General features: G+C 37.0%; 21 protein-coding genes, 1 pseudogene, 1 riboswitch and 1 other annotated feature. All 22 genes and pseudogenes read right to left on the reverse strand.

Annotated features, from left to right (window positions below; genetic code table 11):
• Positions 1-3: 3 nt before the first annotated feature.
• Entirely contained in the window at positions 4-933 is a 930-nt protein-coding gene (hemC, locus tag B5P37_RS00645; RefSeq protein WP_085236126.1) for a hydroxymethylbilane synthase, read from the reverse strand.
• Between the two features lie 27 nt (positions 934-960).
• Positions 961-1797, reverse strand: coding sequence for a cytochrome c biogenesis protein CcsA (gene ccsA / locus B5P37_RS00650; protein ID WP_085236128.1), 837 nt, complete (start codon positions 1795-1797; stop codon positions 961-963).
• 14 nt (positions 1798-1811) lie between these two features.
• Positions 1812-3152 (reverse strand): glutamyl-tRNA reductase, encoded by a 1341-nt coding sequence (gene hemA / locus B5P37_RS00655; RefSeq protein WP_085236130.1) that lies wholly within the window; start codon positions 3150-3152, stop codon positions 1812-1814.
• A gap of 158 nt (positions 3153-3310) precedes the next feature.
• Positions 3311-3901, reverse strand: coding sequence for a ribosome biogenesis GTP-binding protein YihA/YsxC (gene yihA / locus B5P37_RS00660; protein WP_085236133.1), 591 nt, complete (start codon positions 3899-3901; stop codon positions 3311-3313).
• Between the two features lie 245 nt (positions 3902-4146).
• Positions 4147-5409, reverse strand: coding sequence for an ATP-dependent Clp protease ATP-binding subunit ClpX (gene clpX, locus B5P37_RS00665; protein ID WP_085236135.1), 1263 nt, complete (start codon positions 5407-5409; stop codon positions 4147-4149).
• A gap of 524 nt (positions 5410-5933) precedes the next feature.
• Positions 5934-7262, reverse strand: a complete 1329-nt coding sequence (tig, locus tag B5P37_RS00670) for a trigger factor (RefSeq protein WP_085236137.1) — start codon at positions 7260-7262, stop codon at positions 5934-5936.
• An 87-nt stretch (positions 7263-7349) separates the two neighbouring features.
• Positions 7350-8273, reverse strand: coding sequence for a hypothetical protein (locus tag B5P37_RS00675; RefSeq protein WP_085236139.1), 924 nt, complete (start codon positions 8271-8273; stop codon positions 7350-7352).
• A gap of 9 nt (positions 8274-8282) precedes the next feature.
• On the reverse strand, positions 8283-8894 hold the full coding sequence (locus B5P37_RS00680) for an NUDIX domain-containing protein (RefSeq protein ID WP_085236141.1): 612 nt from the start codon (positions 8892-8894) through the stop codon (positions 8283-8285).
• 316 nt (positions 8895-9210) lie between these two features.
• On the reverse strand, positions 9211-9567 hold the full coding sequence (gene rplT, locus B5P37_RS00685) for a 50S ribosomal protein L20 (RefSeq protein ID WP_085236143.1): 357 nt from the start codon (positions 9565-9567) through the stop codon (positions 9211-9213).
• 71 nt (positions 9568-9638) lie between these two features.
• On the reverse strand, positions 9639-9839 hold the full coding sequence (rpmI, locus tag B5P37_RS00690) for a 50S ribosomal protein L35 (RefSeq protein ID WP_085236144.1): 201 nt from the start codon (positions 9837-9839) through the stop codon (positions 9639-9641).
• Positions 9840-9864: 25 nt separating this feature from the next.
• Positions 9865-10392: a translation initiation factor IF-3 gene (gene infC, locus B5P37_RS00695; RefSeq protein ID WP_169710753.1), complete on the reverse strand. Its 528-nt coding sequence runs from the start codon at positions 10390-10392 to the stop codon at positions 9865-9867.
• Between the two features lie 24 nt (positions 10393-10416).
• Positions 10417-10552 (reverse strand) — a sequence feature (ribosomal protein L20 leader region).
• A gap of 41 nt (positions 10553-10593) precedes the next feature.
• Positions 10594-12098 (reverse strand): annotated as a pseudogene (locus B5P37_RS00700) (amino acid permease).
• 134 nt (positions 12099-12232) lie between these two features.
• Positions 12233-12404, reverse strand: a riboswitch (Lysine riboswitch).
• Between the two features lie 50 nt (positions 12405-12454).
• Positions 12455-14398 carry a threonine--tRNA ligase gene (thrS, locus tag B5P37_RS00705; protein ID WP_085236146.1) on the reverse strand — a complete coding sequence of 648 codons (1944 nt, stop codon included), beginning with the start codon at positions 14396-14398 and terminating at the stop codon, positions 12455-12457.
• Between the two features lie 320 nt (positions 14399-14718).
• Complete coding sequence (gene dnaI / locus B5P37_RS00710; protein WP_085236147.1) at positions 14719-15642, reverse strand: primosomal protein DnaI; 924 nt, start codon at positions 15640-15642, stop codon at positions 14719-14721.
• On the reverse strand, positions 15639-17018 hold the full coding sequence (locus B5P37_RS00715) for a replicative helicase loading/DNA remodeling protein DnaB (protein ID WP_085236148.1): 1380 nt from the start codon (positions 17016-17018) through the stop codon (positions 15639-15641). Before B5P37_RS00715 ends, dnaI begins: the two co-directional genes overlap by 4 nt.
• 3 nt (positions 17019-17021) lie before the next feature.
• Positions 17022-17489: a transcriptional regulator NrdR gene (gene nrdR / locus B5P37_RS00720; protein WP_085236149.1), complete on the reverse strand. Its 468-nt coding sequence runs from the start codon at positions 17487-17489 to the stop codon at positions 17022-17024.
• Between the two features lie 223 nt (positions 17490-17712).
• Positions 17713-18729: a glyceraldehyde-3-phosphate dehydrogenase gene (locus tag B5P37_RS00725; protein ID WP_085236150.1), complete on the reverse strand. Its 1017-nt coding sequence runs from the start codon at positions 18727-18729 to the stop codon at positions 17713-17715.
• Between the two features lie 240 nt (positions 18730-18969).
• Positions 18970-19590, reverse strand: coding sequence for a dephospho-CoA kinase (gene coaE / locus B5P37_RS00730; RefSeq protein WP_085236151.1), 621 nt, complete (start codon positions 19588-19590; stop codon positions 18970-18972).
• A 13-nt stretch (positions 19591-19603) separates the two neighbouring features.
• Positions 19604-20476: a bifunctional DNA-formamidopyrimidine glycosylase/DNA-(apurinic or apyrimidinic site) lyase gene (gene mutM, locus B5P37_RS00735; protein ID WP_085236152.1), complete on the reverse strand. Its 873-nt coding sequence runs from the start codon at positions 20474-20476 to the stop codon at positions 19604-19606.
• Between the two features lie 19 nt (positions 20477-20495).
• Positions 20496-23120 (reverse strand): DNA polymerase I, encoded by a 2625-nt coding sequence (polA, locus tag B5P37_RS00740; protein ID WP_085236154.1) that lies wholly within the window; start codon positions 23118-23120, stop codon positions 20496-20498.
• A gap of 215 nt (positions 23121-23335) precedes the next feature.
• Complete coding sequence (pnpS, locus tag B5P37_RS00745) at positions 23336-25036, reverse strand: two-component system histidine kinase PnpS (protein ID WP_085236156.1); 1701 nt, start codon at positions 25034-25036, stop codon at positions 23336-23338.
• Complete coding sequence (locus B5P37_RS00750) at positions 25037-25741, reverse strand: response regulator transcription factor (RefSeq protein WP_085236158.1); 705 nt, start codon at positions 25739-25741, stop codon at positions 25037-25039.
• Between the last annotated feature and the right edge of the window lie 45 nt (positions 25742-25786).

Below are 25786 nucleotides of genomic sequence, written 5' to 3' on the forward strand. Positions count from 1 at the left end.
AGGCTACACCTCTTCTTGATTTAAAGCTTCAATCACACGATCAGCCCCTTGTGCTTTAAGGACTTGACTCACTTCTTTCCCTAATAAAACCGGATGTGTTCCAAATGCCGTATGTTCAAATCGTTGCTGACCATCTGGCGACATAATCAAACCCGTAAACTGAATTTGATGATCCTTTGTATATTGTGCATAGCCCCCAATCGGAACTTGACAACTCCCGTTCATTTCTTTCAGAAACGTTCGCTCAGCCGTCACACAAGCCGCGACATCTTCATTATGCACTCTTGATAACAATGCTAACAACGGGGCATCATCCGCTCGACATTCAATGCCTAATGCACCTTGCCCAATCGCTGGCACTAATAATTTCTCATCTAAATAAGTTGTCACAATTCCATCTGACCAACCCATTCGTTTTAATCCCGCTGCGGCCAATATAATCGCATCATAATCTTCTGTTTGTAATTTTTTCAAACGCGTATCAATGTTACCTCTAATCCATTTAATCTTAAGATTCGGATATTGCGCTAAAATTTGTGCACCACGACGTAACGAGCTCGTGCCAATAACACTCCCGTCTGGAAGTGATTCTAGCGGGACATGATTTTTTGAAATCAGTGCATCATAAGGGAGCTCACGATCAGGAATGCATCCCAAAGTCAAGCCTTCGGGTAATTCACTCGGAACATCTTTTAATGAGTGAATAGCCATATCAATCTCTCCACTAAATAATTCGTTTTGAATTTCTTTAACAAACAAACCTTTACCACCCACTTTGGATAATTGACGGTCTACGATTTGATCACCTTTTGTGACAATTTCTTTAATTTCAATATCCAAATCGGGCTCAATTTCTTTTAAACGATCAATAAACTGCTGGCTTTGAGTCAATGCAAGCTGACTTCTTCTCGAGCCGACAATAAGTTTACGCATAGCGTTGTCCTCCATTTAAGTAATTCATTAAAGTCCTGTCCATTGATGAAACGAAGATAATTGCGTGATAACAATTAAATTAATCATACAACATAAAAATAACATAATATTAAAATTCATTAAAAAAGGTTGCTTAAATTTACGTGTTAACCTTAATGTAATAAATAACGAATATGCAATCAAAATGACTATAGAAGAGATGACTTTCAAATCTAAAAAGATCATATAACCGATTGAAATCATCCCCCATTGAATGCCTAATACAAGACTAATAAACATGATCATCACACCAATGAGTGAACTGTAAAACACCATCTTCTCTAACGTGCTAATACTACTCATTCTAAAGTAATTTTGTGTAAATCGTTTTTCTTTTAAATTGCGATATTGTATTAAATATATAATAGCATTTACAAACGCAACGGCAAAAACGACATAACTTAATAATGCCAATGAAACATGGATGAATAACAATTCATTCATCGCAGTTAATCGGGCACCATCCTCTTTAAACTGACGTGGATGAAAGGTGTGAATGGTCATGAAGATAAAGCCGATGACATTGAGTAAAGCAACCATAAATTCGGAATGACGTAACACAGACATGACGAATGTAATGGTTAAAATCAACCAAGTTAACACATAAAAACTTTCAATTAAAGATGTCAAAGGGAGCCGCTTTTGCCAAATCACAAACATAGTTAAAGAGATTGTTTGACAGAACCAAACAATCCCTAAAGCATAAAACCCAATATTTTGTATCCGATAATTCTTTTGAAAAACATCGATAACAAGGCAGCCCATACTGAGTAAATAGCCTAATAAAATTATTTCATGAAAACGTATAAAAAACGCTTCTTCCATAGCATCACCGCTCTTTATGTTTCTAAACTCATTATTTTATCTTGTAACATATGCTTTTTCTTTTCAATCGCTTGAGATTGATAACTATCTGCAACATCTAAGTCAAAGATTTCTTCAAAAAGTGACAATTTAGTTTCTGCATGTTTGTCATTACTTATTTCTTTTGCTTGTTTAATTGGATCTTTCAACATTTGATTGATAATACTTTTCGTATGTTTAGAAATCACTTTACGCTCACGGTCAGAAATGTTCGGTAATTTTCGGTTAAGGCTCTCCATTGTCTCTTGTTGAATCAGCATTGCTTTTTCACGCAATGCACGAATAACAGGAACAACACCTAACATGCGTACCCATTCATTGTGCTTCTCAATTTCTGCAGGAATTCGTGCCGCAATTTCTTTAGCAGCGTTTTGACGCTCACGTAAATTTGCATCGACAAGTCCTTTTAAATCATCGACATCATAAATAAACAATTCTGTGTGTGACATTTCTGCAGGTTCAATATCTCTCGGTACCGCAATATCTACCATCACTTTTTGTGACGTTTTAGTCAGACTGTGACACATTTCCAACATGTCTTTGGTGATGATAAATTGTTCCGCACTCGTTGAACTAATGACAATATCTGACGTGAGTAATACGTCAGCGAGATGTGACCACTCAACAGCTTTAACATGATGTTTAGCCGCCAGTTTTTGAGCACGACTGTACGTTCGATTGATAACGATAATTTGAGTAACTCCTGCGCCTTTAAGGTTTAAAACAGATAGTTCAGCCATTTCTCCTGCACCGATAACCAATGCCCTTTTTTTGTTGATTTTTCCAAACATTTTTTTAGCGAGTTCAACCGCACCGTATGACACACTGATTGTATTATCAGCAATATCCGTTTGATGGTGGGCTTTTTTACTGAATGTGATCGCATGTTTAAATAATTCATTAAAAATCGTACCTGTCGTTCCAGCTTCTTGTGCAGTAAAAAATGCCTCTCTCATTTGACCCAATATTTGTGTTTCACCTAACACGATGGAATCTAATCCTGAAACAACACTAAACAAATGTTCGACTGCTGCATCTTCTGTTTTCACTTCAGTGATTGCTTTAATTTTGTCCAAATCAATATTAAATTGTCTTGCAAAAAATCTTTGAATATAATATCGCCCCGTATGAATTTGATCGACAACTGCATACACTTCTGTACGGTTACACGTTGATAAAATCACGTTTTCTAAAATTGATTTTGTTTCGAACAATGTTTCATGCGCATGTATCATGTTCTCATCCTGAAACGATAATTGTTCACGACATGAGACATCCGCTGTCCGATGATTCACACTCACTACTATTAAGTACATGATTATGCCCCCATATATTCTACAATGACTACATTATATCATAGATTAGAGTTATTCTAATTAAAAAAAACCAGCATGTTCAATATTTTTCATTTGCTTACAAATTTTCGTCACATTTAATTCACACTAAAGTATTGATATGACTAGCGTTGATAGACTTAATCTAAAAACTGATTTATCGTTGACCAAATTTCATGTTGCTTTTTTTTCTCAATTGAAGAATAACTGATAATTGGATCTCCCTCTTCAAGTTTCAGCTTCTTTTTGATAACATTAATGTGCTGTTGTACTTTGCCCTTAGGAATTTTATCCTCTTTTGTCGCAATGATTAATGTTGGAATTTGATAGTATTTTAAAAAGTCATACATTAATACATCATCTTCAGTCGGTGGATGACGTAAATCCACTAATTGTATCACTAATTTCAATGCCTCTCTCGTAGTGATGTAGGTTTCAATCATTTTACCAAACGCTTCTCGTTGCTTCTTACTCACTTTTGCATATCCGTACCCGGGCACATCGACAAAGATCAACTGATTGTCAATATTATAAAAATTTAATGTTTGTGTTTTTCCTGGTTGTTGTGACGTTCTTGCCATATTTTTCCGACCAATCATGCTATTAATAAACGTTGATTTACCTACATTAGAGCGCCCACTCAACGCAACTTCTGGTAAGTCAAGTTCAGGATATTGCTCAGGCTTTACCGCGCTGATCAGAATATCCACGTGATTTGGATTGATGTTCATTGCTCGTCCTCCTGTTGTATGTATTTCGAATATAATTTAAGGTTACCTTAGTTTATTCTGTATTTTCAAGAGACAACACAAATGAATTGTGCATCTCAATTCCTCATTTCATTACCGCTATATGCCACGTGCTCTTCAATTCTTTTTCACATGCAAACGGGCCGAGACATAATCCACCTGATTATGAAACTCAGCCCATTTAAAGTTAATAGTGTCATGATGTTTTTATCATAAACATATTTAATTTATGCAGATGTTTTTTTGATGTTTATCAGATGCCCTTCAGCATCGTAAAGTTCTGGCTCTGATTCGTTGATAATCGTCTCTTCCGTAATCACGACTTTGACGACATTATCCTCAGAAGGAACATCATACATGATATCGATAAGTGCTTCTTCGATAATTGAACGCAGGCCACGCGCACCTGTTTTTCGTTCAATAGCCTTTTCACTAATAGCGGTTAATGCTTCATCAGTGAATTCTAGCGTCACGTTATCAAGTTCAAGCATTTTTGTATATTGTTTAACCAATGCGTTTTTCGGTTGCGTTAAAATATTCTTCAATGCTTCAACATCAAGTGTTTCAAGGTTGGCAACAATCGGTACACGTCCAATAAACTCAGGAATTAAACCGTATGTTTGTAAATCTTCTGGACGAATTTGCTCCAATAAGCTCGCTTCGTCATAATTTGAAGCTTCACTGCTTGCAAAACCAATCACCTTTTCACCTAAGCGACGTTTAATCACTTCATTAATACCGTCAAAGGCACCACCGAGAATAAATAAGATATTTGTTGTATCAATTTGAATGAATTCTTGGTTTGGATGTTTACGTCCACCTTGAGGCGGTACACTTGCAGTTGTTCCTTCTAATATTTTAAGCAATGCTTGTTGCACACCTTCACCTGAAACGTCTCGAGTAATCGATGTATTTTCAGATTTACGTGCAATTTTATCGATTTCATCAACATATATGATACCTTTTTCTGCTTTATCGATATCAAAATCTGCCGCTTGAATTAATCGTAACAAAATATTTTCAACGTCTTCACCAACATAACCTGCTTCAGTAAGACTTGTTGCATCTGCAATTGCAAACGGTACGTTTAAAGTACGCGCTAAAGTTTGAGCGAGTAAGGTTTTACCGCTACCAGTAGGACCAATTAAGGCCACATTACTTTTCTGTAATTCAACGTCATCATCTTTCGGTCCTAATTGTTGAACACGTTTGTAATGATTATAAACTGCGACAGCAAGTGATTTTTTAGCTTTTTCTTGCCCAATCACATAGCTATTCAATTGCTCCATAATTTCTTTCGGTGTCGGTAATACAGTAAATTCTTCTGCTTCTTGTTGACTTAATTCTTCTTCAACAATTTCAGAGCATAGCTCGATACACTCATTACAAATATATACCCCGCTACCTGCAACCAATTTCTTGACTTGGTCTTGATCTTTCCCGCAGAAAGAACATTTTAAATTTTCTTCATCATCATTGAATTTAAACATACTTTATTACACCCCTGTTCTTTTACGACTATACTAGAAAGCATTCTATTACGCAAATATAGACCATTACAAGCGATTTGCACAGGATACTTTTTTCTTATTATATATGACGCTATGGTATCTCATCATATCAATCTCCGTCGTTAAATCATATCTACTTATCATGATATTTTTATACGATTTTCATCAAAAATATTGAAACAAATCAAATCGTATCATCCATATGACAAGCTTGCCGTTAATATACTAAGTGCTTCACTTTAAAAAATCAAATCATTTGCAAAATATATGCGTTTTAAATCTTTGAAGTGTCTGATTGATATCTTTTAAATTAGAAATAGCAAGCGGAGTGTGATGGCTTCAAATGTCTATCATTTGATTCTAGCTCCACACCCCGATTGACGTCCCATTACAATTTAAACCTATCATTTTTGATGATGTGATACAACAGTTGTGGTGTGGGACCATACATCATTGAAAGCGATGTATGGTCCCACACCTTTAGTTTCATTTAATATGAATTTTTATGCTTCTTCTGATGCTTCTTCTGATGCTTCTTCTGAAGTGCTTTCAACCCATTTTGCTTCTTTCACTAATAAGTCGATTACTTTTTTCACACGGACATCATTTTTAACGATATCAGTATTACCAAGTGTTTTCTTAATGTCTTCGACTGAAATATTGAATTGTTGACTCATTGTTTCAAGTTCTTTATCAACATCAGCATCTGTTACTTCAATATTTTCAGCATCTGCAATCGCAGCTAATGTTAAATTCGTTTTAACACGTAATTGCGCATCGCCTTTCATTTGTTCACGTAAATCTTCTTCTGATTGACCAGAAATTTGGAAATACGTATTTAAGTCTAGGCCTTGTTGTTGAATACGTTGTGCAAACTCACTCATCATTTGATTCAATTCAGTGCGCACCATTGCATCTGGAATATCAATTTCAGCATTCTCAGTTGCTCTTGTGATTGCTTCTTCTTTTTGATTATTTTCAGCTTCTTCAGCTTTTTGTTCTGCAAGGCGTTTGCGCAAGTTCGATTTGAATTCTTCAACATTGTTTGCTTCTGAATCAAGTTCGCTTGCAAGTTCATCGTCTAATTCTGGAACTTCTTTGACTTTGATTTCATTGATTTTTGTTTTAAATACTGCGGGCTTTCCTGCTAATTCTTCTGCATGGTATTCTTCAGGGAATGTCACTTCTACATCTTTCTCTTCGCCAACTTTTAATCCTACAAGTTGTGATTCGAAACCTGGGATAAACATACCTGAACCGATTTCTAAATCGTATCCTTCTGCTTGGCCACCTTCAAATTGTTCGCCATCTACATAACCATCAAAGTCTAAGTTCACTGTGTTTCCTTCTTCAACCGCGCCATCTTCTTTAACGACCATGTCTGTCATCGCTTCAAGGCGTTGATCAAGTGCTTCATTGAACTCCTCATCTGTCACTTCTGTGTCTTGTTTTTCAAGTTCAAGACCTTTATATTCACCTAATTTTACTTCAGGTTCTACTGTTACAGTTGCATCGAATGTAAATGGTTGACCTTTTTCGATTTGAGTGACTTCAATTTCAGGTTGATCCACTGGCGTAATACCCGTTTCAACTACAGCATCACTATATGCTTTTGGTAATAAGATATCCACTGCATCTTGATATAACGCTTCTACACCAAAACGTTGTTCAAAGATTTGACGTGGTACTTTCCCTTTACGGAATCCTGGTACATTGATTTGTTTAACGACTTTTTTAAAAGCTTGGTCTAACGCTTTATTTACTTCTTCTGCAGGTACGTTTACTTGTAGTAACCCTTGATTACCTTCTTTTTTTTCCCAAGTTGCTGTCATGTATAAAAACCTCCATGATTTATCATTTTTAAAATTTTTCAACTTCTTCATTATAACATAGGTTCTAGCTGTTTGAAATAATGAGACCTACGTATTTAATGAATTTATAAGTTTTAATATTGTTTCAATTCCTTGACTGTTATCGCCCTCAACACCCATGAGTTGTTGAAAATAAGACGCATACGCACATTGCCACATTTCAATCGAACCGTAGTCTAATAAATCAATCGGATAGAGTGCAATATTATGTGTGTTAAGCAGCATGTGCGCTTCTTGTACAAGTGATGGCCACTGTGTTTCTAGACTTTTGACAATCTGTGGCATTAATTGTATTTTAAAGTCCGTTTTTTCGATACCTTTTAATTGTGCTGGAACAACGTCAACACGACAAAACGATTTATCAACAGTTACGGAACGGGGATATTGCGCAAAGCGTAAATATTCTAGCATCAAGCTTTGTATATTCGAAACGAGTGCCTCATTTTCCAACAAAAAGGCCACTGTCCCGCTGAACTGAAACGCATTGTCATCTATTAATGTTAACAATAACTGCGTCTGTTCGTAATGACTCAGTTGACCAAACCGTTGCAGTTGATTGACCATTAAGTCCTGCCGTGCGTCTAGCTGCGCTTGGGCTTGATCCTTTAACGGTAGCAATGCCAACCTTGTTTCATGTGCGTTGACCTCATCAATCACCTGTTCAACCATATCCACTGTGGCGCGATATTGTCCCAACGCATACAAACTTTTAATATAATAAATCATCAACGTATCGTATGGTGTAAAGCCTTGGCGCATTAGAATATGCGTTTCTTCTTTTAATTCGAAATACGCATCAAGTTCCCACAAAACCTCACATTTAAGTATAGCCAATTGAGAGGTTAATTCGAAATGACGCTCATAAGCATTAAAGGCATCGTAAGCATTCTCATAATGCGCATGTTCCATTGCTTTCATTATATCTCGCACTAACTTTTCTTTCAATTTAGGAAATGGGATGATTTCAGACATCGTATTCACCTATTTCATTTGTTCTAAAATGCGTGCACTCCATGATTCAAATGCCGAAACATCTTTGATTTGGCTCAGCGATTGCCATTGGATTTTTAATGTGTCTGTTTCACGAACTTCAACCTCTTCTTGTTGAACCTTCACTTTAAATACGACACCGATATGAACTTGACCGACCTCGTTATGATCATCGTTAATAAAACCTAAAAATTGAAGTGCAGCTGGATCGTTTATTTCAATACCGACTTCTTCTTGAAGTTCACGACTTGCATTGATTTTAATTACTTCATCCACAGAAGTTGCATGAGGTACATCATTCATATGTCCACCCACACCAATTGAAGCATTGCCGTGCAATCTTTCTTCGCCACCTCCAGCAAGGCGTTCATAAACTAGGATTTCACCATGTTCATTTTCAATTAAGCAATAGCTAATCAATTGCTTGAATCGCGGATCTTCTTCCATATCACCTCGACGCTTCACTTCATAATGTGCAAGCTTATCATATATGTTTTGACTTTGTGGTGAAGTTTGTGCTAAAAAACCGTTAAACGCGAGCGTCTCATCTTCAAATAGTAATTGACGTGGTACAACCGTAATTTGTTCATCAAATTTAGACATGTTTATCTCCTTTTATTCATTTTGATACAATCTGCAATTCATTAGCATATCTGTACTTGAAATTCTCAAATATTCGGCGCTGTCATACGGACTTGCAAAAACAACGCATCACTTATAACATTGTAACCCCCAAGAGCGTACCATAAACGATTAAAAAGTTAAATCGACAACTGACAAAATGTGGCCATTGCATTTTCTCATTTGATCATCGCTTCGTAACTAAAGTGTATTGCTCTCTATCACATAGTCAATATTGCGGAGGCATGATATTAAAAAAAGAGTTGGCGCGGCACAATTGACCCCCAACTCTTTTTAATTATTTTAAAGCTGCTTTTGCTTGATTCACTAGTTCAGCAAATGCTTTCTCATCAGAGATTGCAATTTCAGATAACATTTTACGGTTAATATCGATTTCAGCTTTTTTCAAACCGTTCATTAAACGTGAATAGCTCATGTCATGTTGACGTGCAGCTGCATTGATACGTGTAATCCATAATTTACGGAAGTCACGCTTTCTTTGACGACGGTCACGGAATGCATACTGACCTGATTTCATAACTTGTTGTTTTGCAACTTTATATAACGTACTCTTCGCACCGAAGTAACCTTTAGCTAATTTGATAGTCTTTTTACGACGCGCTCTTGTTACTGTTCCACCTTTAACACGTGGCATAATAAATTCCTCCTTTTATCTCTACAGCATGTGTTACCATACTTTTACAAAATTTCGTACACTTTATATGATTATTTTACGTATGTTAATAATTGTTTTACGCGTTTCATATCACTTTTAGATACTAATGCTGCTTTACGCAATTGACGCTTTTGTTTTGTTGATTTGTTTGCAAATAAGTGTGATGTATAGGCTCTAGAACGTTTAAGTTGACCAGATCCAGTTCTTTTTACACGTTTCGCAGCTCCGCGGTGGGTTTTCATTTTAGGCATGATGATGTCCTCCTATTATCACTTTTTATTTTTCATTAATTGGGGCTAACATAAGAAACATTTGACGACCTTCCATCTTAGGCTTTTGCTCGACAGTCGCAAGATCTTTACACGCTTCAGCGTAACGCTCTAACACACGTTGACCAATTTCTTTATGTGTAATCGCACGCCCTCTAAAACGAATTGAAACTTTTACTTTGTCACCTTTAGTTAAAAACTTATGTCCGTTTTTAAGTTTTGTGTTGAAGTCATGTTCTTCAATAGTTGGACTTAAACGAATTTCTTTAACGTTGATGATTTTTTGTTTCTTCTTCATTTCTTTTTCTTTTTTCTGTTGCTCGAATTTGAATTTACCGTAATCCATAATACGCGCAACAGGGGGTTTCGCATTAGGTGCGACAACAACGACATCTAAACCTAGACGATCTGCCATTTCTAATGCTTCATTTTTCGATTTCAAACCGATTTGGTCACCATTTTGACCGATAACACGTAACTCTTTTGCACGAATCTTATCATTGACTTGCGTTTGATCCTTAGCTATGGTTGACACCTCCAAAAGTTTTACGAATGGTCCAAGTACGAAAAAAAGCGAGGGTGTTTAACCCCCGCTTCTCACGTTAACATGAACAATCATTACATGTTTAATCGTTAACCTGCCAACAGCTTTCGCGTCGCTACAGGTGAGAAGCGGGTAGCTTCTACTTGGTCCGTTTCGTATTCAACATGTAATATCATACCAATTTAAAAACGATTAGTCAATTGTTTTTTGAAAGTTTTTTTCTTCTGTTTCAATATGAGGATCTAAGTTGACCGCTTTAAGTGGTATCATTTTCGTTCTGTATCGTATTTTATGGTATAGGAAGAATACTAAAAACACTGGAATTCCCATATAAGTAATTAAAAAACGATTAGGATCAAAGTCACCATTTTGTACTAAATCCACATCTTGACCGATAATGACGATAATACAAAGGACTGCGGCTAAAATCGGTCCAAAAGGAAACCATTTTGCTTTGTATTTCAATTGCTGAAGATCATAGTTTTGTGCGTTGAACGCTTTACGGAAACGGTAATGACTCACAGCGATACCGACCCATGCAATAAATCCGGTTAAACCACTCGCAGCAACAATGTATTCATATGCATCACCACTCACATGTTGCAACACAAAGATGAGCACAACGATCACTGCTGTCGATATCATAGAAATCAATGGTGTCCCGTTTTTATTCGTACGACTAAACACTTTAGAGGCTAGTCCATCTTTCCCCATTGAATAAAGCATACGTGTACTTGCATACATTCCCGAATTCCCAGCTGACAACACCGACGTTAAAATAACGGCATTCATGAAAGAAGCAGCGAATGCAAGACCGGCATTTTTAAATACGAGTGTAAATGGAGAGGTCGCAATGTCGTCCCCTCCCCCATCAATGCAGATGAGTTATAAGGAATTAACATACCAATAATAAAAATCGCTAAAATATAGAACAACAAGATTCTCCAAAACACTTGTTTTATTGCTTTTGGTACGGCACGTTGTGGGTTTTCAGACTCCCCAGCCGTTATTCCGACAAGTTCCGTGCCTTGGAATGAGAAACCAGCGACTAAGAATACACCAAACACGACTAACAGACTTCCACCAAAACCATCGCCTAGGATCGGTCCATCGCCAGTTGTGAATGTGTCAAAACCAACTGCTTTTCCTCCCATAATCCCAAGAATTGTCAACAATCCGACAATAATAAAGATGATCACTGTTGCCACTTTAATAAACGCAAACCAATATTCACTTTCACCATAGACTTGAACAGAGAGTGCATTCAAACTAAAGATGATCAACATAAATAGGCAACTCCATGCCCAGGAAGGTAAAAACTGTAGCGGTTCCCAATATTGAATCACCTGTGCCGCAATCGTTACATCTGCTGCAACAGTAATCACCCAGTTAAACCAATAATTCCATCCTAAAGCGAATCCTAAAGAAGGATCAACAAAGCGAGTCGCATACGTACTAAAAGATCCTGTCACCGGGAGATAAGTCGCCATCTCTCCAAGTGAGGTCATTAAGAAAAATACCATGACACCGATAATAGCATATCCTAAAAGTGCACCTAAAGGACCCGCATCATGAATCGCGCCTCCTGAAGTCATAAATAAACCTGTTCCAATCGCACCGCCGATCGCAATCATCGAAATGTGACGATCTTTTAAGTGCCGTTGCACAGACCGATTTTCAATTTTTTCGTTACTCATATAGATTTTCCTTTCCCGATTGTTTAGAGGTTGAGACAAATCTGTACGGCTCACCTTGTCTCTATGTTAAACAACCAAGTGAAATGAAAAGCAGAGCTGACATCTATACGGATGCCACCTCTGCTCATCATTTATGAATTGGTAGCACATCACTGTTGTGACAGTTTAGTGTCTTTCGAACACTAACCCAACAAGGAATGGTGATGGCCACCCCTTATTTCGGCAACTTTACCTTTCACAATTGGAACCGAGTACCATCAATACACCCCAACTGCTACTTATCAAAGCTGCGCCTCTAACGCAATCAAACTATTTATTAATTTCATTCTTTACTATACAGGATTACTTTTCTGCAATCAAGATAATCTTTGTTTTTTCAAACGAATTTCATCAATTAAATCCCAAATAAACGTTTCTTTTTCAACTGTTTTTTGATCTTTAGAACCATATTGACGAACATTGACTTCGTTGTTCTCAAGCTCTTTATCTCCTACGACAAGTTGATAAGGGATTTTTTTCATTTGTGCTTCACGAATTTTATAGCCCATTTTTTCGTTGCGATCATCAATATTCACACGTACCCCTTGTGACTTTAATTCATCATATATTTGACGTGCATAATTATAATGTAACGCATTATTTACCGGAATAATTTCAACTTGTTGTGGCGCTAACCAAGTTGGGAATGCCCCTTTCGTTTCTTCTGTTAAAAAGGCCACAAAACGCTCCATCGTTGATACGACACCACGGTGAATCACAACGGGTTGGTGGTGCGCACCATCTTGCCCTATATAAGTTAAATCAAACTTTTTCGGCAATAAGAAGTCTAGTTGTGCTGTTGATAACGTTTCTTCCTTACCCATCGCCGTCTTAACTTGAACATCCAATTTCGGACCGTAAAATGCGGCTTCACCAATCGCTTCATCATATGGTAAATTCAACTCATCGACCGCTTCTTTTAACATCGCTTCGGCTCTATTCCACATCTCATCGTCGTCAAAATATTTTTCTTTATCCGCTTTATCTCTATAGCTCAAACGGAATTTATAATCTTTAAAACCAAAATCTTCATAAACATCTAAAATCATTTGAACAACACGTTTAAATTCTTCTTTTATTTGATCAGGTCTTACAAAAATATGTGCATCATTCAGAGTCATGCCACGCACACGTTGTAAACCAGAAACTGCGCCACTCGCTTCGTAACGATGCATTGTACCTAATTCTGCAATACGAATAGGAAGTTCACGGTATGAATGCGGTTTATTCGCATAAATCATCATATGATGTGGACAGTTCATCGGTCTTAATACCATTGCTTCGTCAGCATCTAATTGCATTACTGGGAACATGTCCTCTTGATAATGATCCCAATGACCAGATGTCTTATAAAGTTCAACGTTCCCCATTACTGGTGTGTAAACATGATCATAACCGAGACTGACTTCCTTATCGACAATGTATCGTTCAATTTCACGACGAATCGTTGCGCCATTTGGTAACCATAGCGGCAATCCTGCACCGACAAGCGGATTATTTGTAAACAATTCCATTTCTTTACCGATACGTCGATGATCACGGGCTTTACGTTCCTCTAACATTTCTAAATGCGCTTTTAAGTCTTTTTTATCAAAAAATGCAGTTCCATAAATACGTTGTAACATTTTATTATTACTATCACCGCGCCAATATGCACCAGCTGTTGACAATAATTTAAACACTTTAATTTTCGAAGTACTTGGTACATGGACGCCACGACATAAATCAGTGAATTCGCCTTGTGTGTACAATGTTACATGTTCATCCTCTGGAATGGCTTCAATTAATTCTAATTTATATGGATCGTCCGCAAAAAATGCCTTTGCTTCATCTCTTGAAACAACGCGACGTTCAATTTTATGATTTTCTTCAACGATTTGTTTCATCGTTTTTTCGATTTTTTCAAAGTCATCACTTGAAATTTTTTCGTCCATGTCAAAGTCATAGTAAAAACCGCCCTCTATCACTGGACCGACGCCAAACTTAACATCTCCATATAAACGTTTTAGTGCTTGTGCCATAAGGTGCGCTGTTGAATGTCTAAGTACTTCTAGTGCTTCATCACTTCCTGGCGTAATAATTTCTAACGCCCCATCCACCTCTAATGGTTGTGTTAAATCGACCAAATGTTGATTATATTTTCCAGCCACTGCTTTTTTACGCAGTCCTGGGCTAATCGACTGTGCGATTGCTTCAGTTGTAATTCCTTTTTCAAATGTTTTTTCGTTTCCATCTGGAAAGCGTACATGAATGTCTGCCATAATAATCCTCCATTTCATTGTGATTCATTTTCAAAAATTGAAGAAAATAAAAAAACCCACCCCAGTAAAGGGACGAGTTTTCGTGTTACCACCCTAATTTATCACAGTCTTATCCTGTGATATCTCTACATAAGATAACGGTCTTGAGCCGAGCGTTCATTACAAACACCATTCATCGTGAGAGGGAGTAACTACGACAACTATGCACTACTTTCTCAATCACAGCAGTTCCCTGTACCATAGTTTTATCGAAATCATATCCTCAAATTTTAGCATTACTATTGATTTATATCCCTATTATAACGCTATTTCTGAAAAATTCAATGTTTACGATAATTTTCTCCCTTTAATAAATAAGGCACACTCAATGTTTTGATTCGTTCCATAATCCGCTTGGCTTTCATCAGATCCACACCATTTTTCGTATCGGCTAAATGCGCCTCAAGTTCGTCTAAATTCATATTAGAACTGAAAAATGTCGGTAATCCTTGTATCATTCTATAGTGCAATATGGGTCCTAATACTTCATCGCGCACCCATGGTGTCATATCTTCCGCACCTAAATCATCCAAAAATAGCACGCGTGCTTCTCGCACTTGTACGATACGCTTTGATGTTGAACCATCTTTAAAACCGTTTTTTAACGTCCGAATAAATTCAGGTACATAGATAATCATAGAAGGAATACGATTATTTTTTAACTCGTTCGCGATAGCACCTAGGATAAACGATTTACCCGTTCCAAATTCGCCGTATAAATAAAAACCTTTAACCGGTCTTTTTTCTATAATCGCATCAATTAAATCATCCAGTTGCATCGCTAAATCTAAACGATTGCGTCGCGTCATATAGATGTCTTTAATTTTTGCATTTAATGTATCTGGATGCATATGAAATGATGTAATCATACTTTTATCATTTTGTTCTTCCTCATACCTGATTTTACATGGACATGGCTTGTAACGAATTTTAATCCGTTGTTGATCAATATAAAGCTCTGGAATATGACCTTTAACAAAATTCGGGCAGTTTTCATACGTATGTGAACCATCATAACACGTTTGTTGATCCTTATATTCTTGTAAAATGTTTAAATCTTCATCAATCATACGTTGCGTGACTTCAGCCTGATGTTCTGTCAAAAATGCTTTAATATTAGGATCAGATAGGACTTGTTTTTTTATTTTCTGGATTCTTTTTTCGATATCTGAGTTTCGCCCTATAATATTGTTAAAATGCTTCATTTATCTTCACCTGCCCTCTTCTTTCTCTCCAATTTTTTTAGAAATGCTGCACGATCTTTTTCCAATGCTTCTTGATCTTCTTCTTTTTGCGCATATTCTTCAGGATGCGTAATCCAACGGGGTTGCTTGTCCAATGTTTGACGGCGTGTACTGCTTTGTTTTAATTTGTATTGATCATAATGCCGCTCTTTCGATTTTTCTTGATTTTTTTGAACTTCCATTGCTTTTTTATATGCTGAACGCGCATCATGCACACCGCTTTTTTTCCAAGTTGAAGCAACTGAATAAACATACTTTTCCGGTAGTTGATTATCCGTTTTTTGCATAACAAATTGTAATAGAATGTTGATGACCCCGAAATTAAATCCTTCTCGTCGCATGAGCTCTTCAATCATTTCTTTCTGATAACGGGGCGGTTCTGACCCGCCGTAATCTGTCAACATCACAACGGGGCTCGTTTGGTCCATGAGTGAAAACCACTCCTCCCAATTAGTCACATTGATTTGATGTTCATCTTCGTTGGATTCAGAGGGGTTAAGGTGCGTTGCTTGAGGTTGAAGGACCGGCAATGACTGTTGATGTTCCATTAAATAATAACTTTGTGCTTGTTTTCTCAAATTGGCCACAGACAGCGATTGATCCGCATTCAGCGCCTTTAAAATAATTGATTTCATCACATCTGGAGACAAGCGATACAATGTCGCTAACTGGATGATTAACGACTTCGTTGGTTCTGATAAAATGGCTTGACTGACATAGTGTGTTTGCAACATGTCTGCTAACAGTTCAAAATCAAAAGTCACATCCGTTAAATCAATACCATGATATTGCGCTTCCTTTAATTGATGATCTGCAGCAAATGCTTGTTGCTTAGGTACTTTAAAAACATCTGTGAATTTTTTTGTTACATCAGTAAAACCTGACAAATCACACTTTGTGGGTAAAAATCTTTTTTTAATCGTATGATAACGTTCTTGTCCAACAGCCTGATAAAAATAAATCGATAGCATCGGGTCATTGAAAAAACGTTCCGGAGTCGGTGGTGGTAGCAACTCATAAACAAACTGCGTCGTATTTTCATTTTGGCGTACATACGTTTTTAACAGCCCGATTCCTTCTAATAAATCTATAAATTCTCTAAAATGGCTGAGGCTCATCTTCATCTCTGACATAATCGTATAATGTGTATAACCTTGGTCAAATGACGTGGATTCAAATTGATTTAAAAACTGATAGACACCGATTGCTTCCGGACCTATTAATGGCGTAAATAATCGACTTAAAATATCATAGTGGACAGCGTGATATTGAAATTGACGCATCACTATAAAACCGTCATGTGGATGTAACTGATTGGGGTAGTTAAATTGATTCATGCGTTATTCACTCCGCTTATTTTCTTTCAAAATCCCTTGCATTGAACGCAACAACTGATCCACATCTTTAAACTCACGATAAACCGAAGCAAAGCGCACATATGAAACTTGGTCAACGTGCATGAGCAAATCCATCACATACTCGCCAATATCCCTTGAGGAAACTTCAGCTATCCCTGCTTCTCGAAGCTGCCATTCCACTTGATTTGTAATGGATTCCAGCTGTTCAAAGCGAACGGGTCGCTTTTCACATGACCGAACTAAACCATTTAAAATTTTTTCTCTATTAAATTGTTCTCGCGTACCATCTTTTTTTACAACGATAAGCGGACTCATTTCTATATGTTCAAAAGTAGTGAAACGTGTACCACAATTGTCACATTCACGTCTTCTTCTAATTGCATTCATATCATCGGCATGTCTCGAATCCACAACACGAGACTGGGTATGATTGCATTTCGGACATTTCACGACTTTCTCACCTTCTTAGTTTTAAATTTTGTTTTATTATACTATAAAAGATGCCATTTCAAAAGTTATGACGTTCTCGTTCACGATAAGTGTATTTAGAAATTTGTTTCACGTTTCATTCAATCACAGTGCTTTAAATGAGCGATTTGTGTGGTCAACAACAAAAGACACAAAGCTAAAACGCCGATGTCTGACCTCACCGACGTTTTAGCTTTGTCATCTATTATTGTGCGACTTTTGTAGAAATCTGTGCCGCAATCATTTGTAACACATCAATAACACGATTAGAGTAACCCCATTCATTATCATACCAAGCAAGTACTTTAACTTTATGCGATCCCATGACGATTGTTGACGGCGTATCCACAATGGCAGAGTGTGCATCCGTAGTAAAATCATCAGAGACTAATGGTTCATCAGAAACAGCAACAACGCCACCTAAATCATTGCTTTGAAAAATTTCATTGACTTGTTCTTTCGTGACAGGTTGTTTCAAATCTACGACTAAATCCACAAGGGATACATTTTTTGTAGGTACTCTTAACGCCATTCCATGGAGTTTTCCTTCAAGTTCAGGTAATACAAGGGCGAGTGCTTTCGCCGCACCTGTTGAAGTCGGAATAATACTTTCGAAAGCGGCACGTGCACGACGTAAATCTTTATGTGGATTGTCCAAATTATTTTGATCATTTGTCACCGCATGAACCGTTGTCATCAGACCATTTTCAATACCGAAATGATCATTTAGCAATTTGGCAACAGGTGCAAGACAATTTGTCGTACATGAAGCGTTGCTAAAAATATCATATCGCATCGCATCCAACGCTTGATCGTTCACACCTTTAACGATCGTTTGGACGTCGCCGCCTTTTGAAGGTCCTGTTAATATAACCTTTTTAGCCCCTGCACGGATATGTGCTTGCGCTTGATCACCATGATTAAATTTGCCAGTCGCTTCCACCACGACATCAATATTTAAGTCCTTCCACGGAAGATTTTCAGGATTACGATCTGAGACGAGTTGGATTTTTTTACCATTTACGACAATTCCCGCTTCAGTCGCCTCAACAGTCTGGTTAAAACGTCCGTGTGTCGTATCGTACTTAATGAGATGTGCAATCGTTTCAGGTGGATAGCTCGCATTAATTGCAACGACCTCTATATCTTCTCGATTTAATGCCACTCTTAAAACCATACGGCCAATTCGCCCTAGACCGTTTATCGCAATCTTTGTCGTCATGTTAAAAGCACTCCTTAAATATTATGTTATACTTATGATTAATAGTATAACATAATAACGCGATATTAACAGTGATTTTTATGATAATTTTATCTTATTACAGATGATTATGACATACAATATGTTATAGAACCCATAAATCAAGGGTGAGACACACAAAGTCTCACCCTTGATTGCTATATGATTTAAAATTGCGATATGATCACTACATTCAAGATATCCTCAAAACATCTGCATTGATTAAATTTCTTCTTGATGATGTGGCGTTAAATAACCTTTATCTGCTAAGACACGTTCTAAATTTTGTTTTAACTCTAACTTTGTACCTAAATTATCAATCACAACATCGGCCATACGGCTTTTTTTATCAATCGAAATTTGACTATAAATCCTTGCCTTAGCATCTTCAATTGTCAATTGATTCCGTGCCATTAGTCGATCGATTTGAATGGGTTCAGACGCGTAAACCAACCATACTTCATCAACAGTTTCTTCCAGACCATTTTCAAACAATAATGGAATATCCATGATGACATCGTAACCTTCTGATAAATATTGATCACGTTCTTGTGACATCATTTCTTTGACATAAGGATGGACGATCGCATTCAATTGGTTTCTTTTTTCATCATCATAAAAAACTTGGCTTCCTACGTAAACACGATTCATCTCTCCGTCTTCAGTAATGGCTTCATCCCCAAATAATGCGTGAACTTTTTTTAAGCCTTCCGAACCTTTTGCCACTGCTTTTCTCGCTGCGACATCGGCATCCACAATTTTAAACCCATGTATCGCTAATAATTCTGCTACTGTCGATTTTCCAGTAGCAATGCCACCTGTTAATCCAATGACTTTTGGCATACTTCCACCTACCTTAACTTTGGCAATTTGGACAAAAATGTGTATTGCGCCCTGCAATCGTAACGGTATGAACGATAGATTGACAATCAGAACATTGTTTTTGTTGATACACTTTTAAATGATTTTGCATCGTTCCGCGTTGCCCATCCGCATGGACATAATCTGACACACTTGTCCCGCCGTTTAAAATTCCCATTTCTAACACTTTTACAACACTATTAAATACTTTTGTCTTTTGTTCAATGTTTAACGTGCTTACTTTCTTCTCTGGGTGTATACGTGCATCAAACAGTGCTTCACATGCATAAATGTTGCCACATCCAGAGATCACGCGATGATCAAGTATTAACGCTTTGATTGCTTTATGACGATATTTTTTCTCACTACTTTTAGTAAGAAAATGCGCTAAAGCATCCGGCGCAAATGGTTCTGGCGCGATTTCTAATATAGAAGGGTATTCACTTAAATTGGCAACATTACGGATTTCACCAAAACGACGAATATCAGCGTAGACCAACTTCACGCCGTTGTCGAGTTGAAAAATCACTTGCCAATGCTTTCTGAAATTTGGAATCTTAATCTCCTCGAGTGAGTGAACAACGAAAAATGCACCAGCCATTCCTAAATGGGAAATCAATATACGTTGATGCACACCATTTTGCAATTGGAATAAAATATATTTACTACGGCGTTGGACATCCGTAATGACATAGCCACACGTCTGTTGTTCAAATTCCGAAAGACCCATTCCTTTGATAATCGTTGCTTTACCTTGCGTTTTTCCCGCTTGTACCGGTTTAGAAAATGTAACGTCTATAATTTTCTGGTGTAAAATATGCGGTGTGATACCTCTTTTCACATGTTCTACTTCTGGTAATTCTGGCATTGAATGTCTACCCTACTTTCTATTTTGCATCATACCATGTTTGACCATAGTCTGATTCGACACTTAATGGAACGTCTAATTTTACAGCATTTGCCATAATATCTTCAACAAATTTGCTAAATGCCTCGACTTCATTTTTCGGTACTTCAAAGATTAATTCATCATGAACTTGTAATAATAACTTGGCATGAAACGACGTTTGTTGTACTTCTTGATGAAAATTTACCATCGCCAGTTTGATGATATCTGCCGCACTTCCTTGTATAGGTGAATTCATCGCTGTTCGTTCAGCAAACCCACGTTTATTGAAATTTCGACTTGTAATGTCAGGAATGTAACGACGACGCTTCAGTAATGTTTCAACATAACCGTTTTGTTTCGCATCTTGAACAATGCGGACCATATAATCTTTCACCCCAGGGAAATGATTCAAATAGTCATCAATAAATTGTTGCGCTTCTTTACGTGTAATACCTAAATTTTGGCTTAAACCATAGTCACTAATGCCGTAAACAATGCCAAAGTTAACTGCTTTCGCTTGCCTTCTCATTAAAGACGTGACATTTTCCGCATCGACATTAAATACTTTCATTGCTGTCGTCGTATGAACATCCTCATTTTCAATGAATGCTTGTTGTAATGTCGGATCGCCAGTAATATGCGCCAAAACACGTAACTCGATTTGTGAATAATCCGCTGCTAAAATCACATAATCATCATGAGTTGATTTAAAAGCTTTACGTATTTTGCGTCCTTCTTCTAAACGAATAGGTATATTTTGAAGATTCGGATCTAGAGATGAGAGACGTCCCGTTTGAGCTAAAGTTTGATTGAAACGCGTATGAATACGTTGATCATCCCATATCACCTTTTGCAAACCTTCCACGTATGTCGATTGTAATTTTGATAACGTACGATACGTTAAAATATTGTCAATTATCGGATGTTCACCTTGTAATTTCTCGAGCACGTCTACAGCAGTAGAATATCCCGTTTTCGTCTTTTTAATGACAGGAAGTTTTAACTTCTCAAATAAAATGACACCGAGTTGCTTCGGTGAATTAATATTAAACGTTTCTCCCGCTTGCTCATGAATTTCCGCTATTAATTGATCAATTTGCGTTTGTAGTGTCCCTTCCATGTCCTTAAGTGTCTCAATATCCGTGTGAATGCCGGTATATTCCATTTCACTTAAAATCAATGCGAGCGGTAACTCAATGTCTGACAATAGCTGTGTTTGTTCATGAGCATTTAAAATTTCCATCATTTGAGGCTGTACAACATTGATGCTCTCTAAAATAGAAGCAACATGTTGATTCAGCTGTTCATCTTCAGGAATATGGTAGGATTTCCCTTTACCATAAACTGATACGTCAGCTTGAACATGCGTATTATCGAAATGACTCATCACTGAGTGGACATCGTCAATCGTTCGTGAAGGATCAATAATATAACTCGCAAGCATCGTATCAAATGCAACATTGTTAATCACGATATCTGCACGTTTCATAGCAATATACGTCTTTTTAGCGTCATGGACATATTTAAGCGTCTCTTCATCAGCAAGCCACTCGAGTAAACTTGGAAATTCATGAATTTGATTGAAAGGAATAATCCAAAATTGTTGTCCATCAAATAAACCAAACTTAAGTAATTCATCTTTTAAATAGTGTGGACCAGCAATTTCAACATGGATGGCCGCTTCTTTAAGCTGCTTAAAATCTATTTGAGTCATATCGTGACCCACGGTGTACGTTTTTGATGTCTGCTTTTCAGTATCCACTTCGATACCTTCGAGTAATTGACGAAATTCTAAAATCTTAAATAATTCTATTTTATCAGTCTCATCCACTTGATCAGGCAATCGAATGTCGTTTAATGAAATCTCAATTGGACTCTCGCAGTTGATTGTTGCTAACGTCTTACTCATCAGTGCGTCATCACGACTGTTTTCAAGTTTTTCTTTTAATTTTTGACCGGAAACTTGTTCCAAATGGTCATAAACACCTTCAACTGTTCCAAATGAATTGAGCAGTTTTAATGCTGTTTTTTCGCCAACGCCTGCAACACCCGGAATATTATCAGAACTATCTCCCATCAAACCTTTTAAGTCAATAATTTGTGAAGGTGTCAATCCATTATACTTTTCAGCAATAAATGCCGGTGTATAGTGATCCACCTCTGTAACACCTTTTTTCGTATAATAGATTGTCACTTTATCCGTCGCCAATTGCGTCAAATCTCGATCTCCTGTAATAATCACAGTCTCCATACCTAAGCGATTTGCTTCTTGACTTAACGTACCAATAATATCGTCCGCTTCATAATTTTCCAATTCATACCATTGAATTTGATAGGCCTCTAAGAGCTGACGAATGTATGGAAATTGTTCACTTAATTCTGGTGGTGTTTTTTGACGTCCCCCTTTATAGTCTTGGTAGGTCGCATGGCGAAACGTTGTTTTTCCTGCATCAAAAGCGACCAAAAAATGTGTTGGTTGTTCTTCCTTTAATATCTTTTCTAACAAACGCGCAAAACCATAAATTGCATTTGTATGAATTCCAGCTTTATTTTTCAATAGTGGTAAAGCATAAAAAGCTCGGAAACTTAAACTATTACCATCAATTAATATAAGTTTATCCACATTTTTCCCTCCATCGCGCTTTGCTTTTATTTTATCACAATCCCGTCATCACATGTCGATATTATCGCCTTCAATCTCATCGCATCACTTTATCATTCGACTCTACACGAGAAACACGGACAAGCTCAGCGATACAGCATAATGTTTGACATGAAAAAATCGGAAAAGTGAAATCACATCTTTCATTCCACTTTTCCGATTGACTATCGTCCTTATTATTCTGGCAAAATCACTTTAAATTTTGAACCTTTATTCAGTTCGGATTCAACTTCAATCCGTCCTTGATACGCTTCAACAATATGTTTTGTTATAGACAAACCTAAACCTGTACCACCAGAGTCACGACTTCTCGCTTTATCGACGCGGTAAAATCGTTCAAAAATACGATACTTCTCCTCTTCTTCAATACCAATCCCTTGATCAATCACTTCAATTATGGATTGATGTTGTTCTTGATATACGGCTAAAGTGACCGTTCGATTTTTAGGTGAATAATTGACCGCGTTTGATAATAGATTGACTATCACTTGTAAAATTTTATCTTCATCCGCCATTGTCATGACGTGCGGTTTAATTTGATTAATCAGTTGAATAGATTTTTCACTGGCTAAAGGTTGAATGACTGAAAGAGCGGATTGCGCCACTTCTGATAAATGAATAGAATGCTTTTCCAATGTTGAGTTTTGTTCTATTTTAGATAAATCTAACAAATCTTCTACTAAGGACTGAATCCGATTCGATTCTTTCAAAATAATATTTAAAAACATATCTAATGACGCTTCATCATTTTTCGCACCATCAATCAATGTCTCTGTAAAGCCTTTCATTGATGTAATCGGTGTCTTAAGCTCATGGGAAACGTTGGCGACAAATTCACTCCGCAAGTTTTCCAATTTTTTCAATTTTGTAATGTCATGTAACACGATGACCATGCCTTGTAAGTACTTTTTAGACCGAGACAATATCGGAACACAGGACGTATCAAAAAACTTCTGGTGTATATGGTTGACGTGTATCTCTATTTGATGATAAACCGATTTTTCAGTCCGAAAGCCTTCCACGACAAGTCGCTTAATCGTAGGATGTAAATATTGCTCGTAATCTTGATTTTCTACATTCGTCGATTGATTAAAAATTTCATAATAGGTTTGGTTCGCAATCACGATTTTACCGTTTTTATCTATCATTAAAATTGCACTCGGTATATTTTCTAACGTCGTCACAAGTCGATTTCGTTGCATTTTTTGTTCACTGTTCAATTGCTCTAAACGTCGTGCAAGCACATTAATTGTGACATACAATTCACGCATTTCTTTAACGCTACTTTCAGGGACACGGACACGAAAATTACCTTCTGTTAATAATGAGGCTGCATAGGATACTTCATTAATCGGTTGGATATAAGTTCGATTGATATACCGTACAGTAAAAAAGATTAATGCTAATATAATCATACCCACTAATATAAGATACTTCCAAAACTGTAATTGGAGTTCATATACCATCTCATAGTGTCCCGCAATCATCAAAATCGTCTGACCTTGTTGGTATCCAAATTGATAGCGTCGCTTTTTACCATCTAATTCATAAACAGGTTGCGTATTTTCGAGTTGCCGAAAAATATGATCTTGCTCCCCTACAACGGGCAGGCTACGATCCCCTTTATATTCTGCCTTGTGTTGATGATCAATCAACGTAATGTTTACATTGTAAATTTCAGCTAATTTCTGAATGCGTGCATCGGCCCCATCTTGATGTAATGATAAAATTTGTTCAGCATCTTTTAACAGCAATTTCTTTTCGTATGCTTCGGTTTTAGTATATATACTATTATGTACAATAAATCCTAATAAGAGAAAACTTACAACAGTAATTGTTGTAAGTATGATTAAAAGTTTATGATAAAATTTAATCATCTATTTAGGCCTCTCCAATTTGTAACCTAAGCCCCGCACTGTTTTAATCAATTGCGGTTGCTTCGGATTTTCCTCCAACTTTTCACGCAAATGACTAATGTGTACATCAACGATACGTGAATCGCCTGCGAACTCATAATTCCAAACAGAGTTCAACATATGTTCACGCGTAATTACACGACCTTGTCTCTCCACCAAATATAAAAGGAGTTCAAATTCTTTAGGTGTCAATTCCAACAACGTATCATTTTTATAGACTTCAAAAAAATCGGGGCGAATACGAATATGACCAATCACAATATCCTCGTCCTCTTCTTCATGTCGAGAAGAATCGACTAAAGAAGCACGTCTTAAAATCGCTTTCACACGCGCAACAACCTCTCTCGGCGAAAACGGTTTTGTCATATAATCATCTGCCCCTAGCTCTAGTCCAAGTACACGATCAAATTCATCATCTTTGGCTGTCAACATGAGAATTGGCACTTGGTTTTTATCTGAGCGAATCGTTTTGCATACTTCAATACCATCTTTTTTAGGCAACATCACATCTAAAACAATCAAGTCCGGTTTCGTCTCTTTCTCTTTTTGTAACGCTTCCTCCCCATCTTGAGCCACCTCAACAACATATCCGGATTGTTCAAGGTTGTATTTTAATAATGTCACGATGGATTGTTCGTCATCAACGACTAGCACTCTTTGAGCCATAAATCTACCTCCTTATTATGATTATTTTCATTATACCTTAAAATA

It is taken from the genome of Staphylococcus lutrae (genome assembly GCF_002101335.1).
In the GTDB taxonomy this organism is placed as follows: Bacteria; Bacillota; Bacilli; order Staphylococcales; family Staphylococcaceae; genus Staphylococcus; species Staphylococcus lutrae.

What these genes read in the sequence shown, in the direction of transcription:
- hemC (WP_085236126.1), bottom strand. Translation starts at nt 933, where the DNA reads ATGCGTAAACTTATTGTCGGCTCGAGAAGAAGTCAGCTTGCATTGACT.
- ccsA (WP_085236128.1), bottom strand. Translation starts at nt 1,797, where the DNA reads ATGGAAGAAGCGTTTTTTATACGTTTTCATGAAATAATTTTATTAGGC.
- hemA (WP_085236130.1), bottom strand. Translation starts at nt 3,152, where the DNA reads ATGTACTTAATAGTAGTGAGTGTGAATCATCGGACAGCGGATGTCTCA.
- yihA (WP_085236133.1), bottom strand. Translation starts at nt 3,901, where the DNA reads ATGAACATCAATCCAAATCACGTGGATATTCTGATCAGCGCGGTAAAG.
- clpX (WP_085236135.1), bottom strand. Translation starts at nt 5,409, where the DNA reads ATGTTTAAATTCAATGATGATGAAGAAAATTTAAAATGTTCTTTCTGC.
- tig (WP_085236137.1), bottom strand. Translation starts at nt 7,262, where the DNA reads ATGACAGCAACTTGGGAAAAAAAAGAAGGTAATCAAGGGTTACTACAA.
- B5P37_RS00675 (WP_085236139.1), bottom strand. Translation starts at nt 8,273, where the DNA reads ATGTCTGAAATCATCCCATTTCCTAAATTGAAAGAAAAGTTAGTGCGA.
- B5P37_RS00680 (WP_085236141.1), bottom strand. Translation starts at nt 8,894, where the DNA reads ATGTCTAAATTTGATGAACAAATTACGGTTGTACCACGTCAATTACTA.
- rplT (WP_085236143.1), bottom strand. Translation starts at nt 9,567, where the DNA reads ATGCCACGTGTTAAAGGTGGAACAGTAACAAGAGCGCGTCGTAAAAAG.
- rpmI (WP_085236144.1), bottom strand. Translation starts at nt 9,839, where the DNA reads ATGCCTAAAATGAAAACCCACCGCGGAGCTGCGAAACGTGTAAAAAGA.
- thrS (WP_085236146.1), bottom strand. Translation starts at nt 14,398, where the DNA reads ATGGCAGACATTCATGTACGCTTTCCAGATGGAAACGAAAAAACATTT.
- dnaI (WP_085236147.1), bottom strand. Translation starts at nt 15,642, where the DNA reads ATGAAGCATTTTAACAATATTATAGGGCGAAACTCAGATATCGAAAAA.
- B5P37_RS00715 (WP_085236148.1), bottom strand. Translation starts at nt 17,018, where the DNA reads ATGAATCAATTTAACTACCCCAATCAGTTACATCCACATGACGGTTTT.
- B5P37_RS00725 (WP_085236150.1), bottom strand. Translation starts at nt 18,729, where the DNA reads ATGACGACAAAGATTGCGATAAACGGTCTAGGGCGAATTGGCCGTATG.
- coaE (WP_085236151.1), bottom strand. Translation starts at nt 19,590, where the DNA reads ATGCCAAAAGTCATTGGATTAACAGGTGGCATTGCTACTGGAAAATCG.
- mutM (WP_085236152.1), bottom strand. Translation starts at nt 20,476, where the DNA reads ATGCCAGAATTACCAGAAGTAGAACATGTGAAAAGAGGTATCACACCG.
- pnpS (WP_085236156.1), bottom strand. Translation starts at nt 25,036, where the DNA reads ATGATTAAATTTTATCATAAACTTTTAATCATACTTACAACAATTACT.
- B5P37_RS00750 (WP_085236158.1), bottom strand. Translation starts at nt 25,741, where the DNA reads ATGGCTCAAAGAGTGCTAGTCGTTGATGACGAACAATCCATCGTGACA.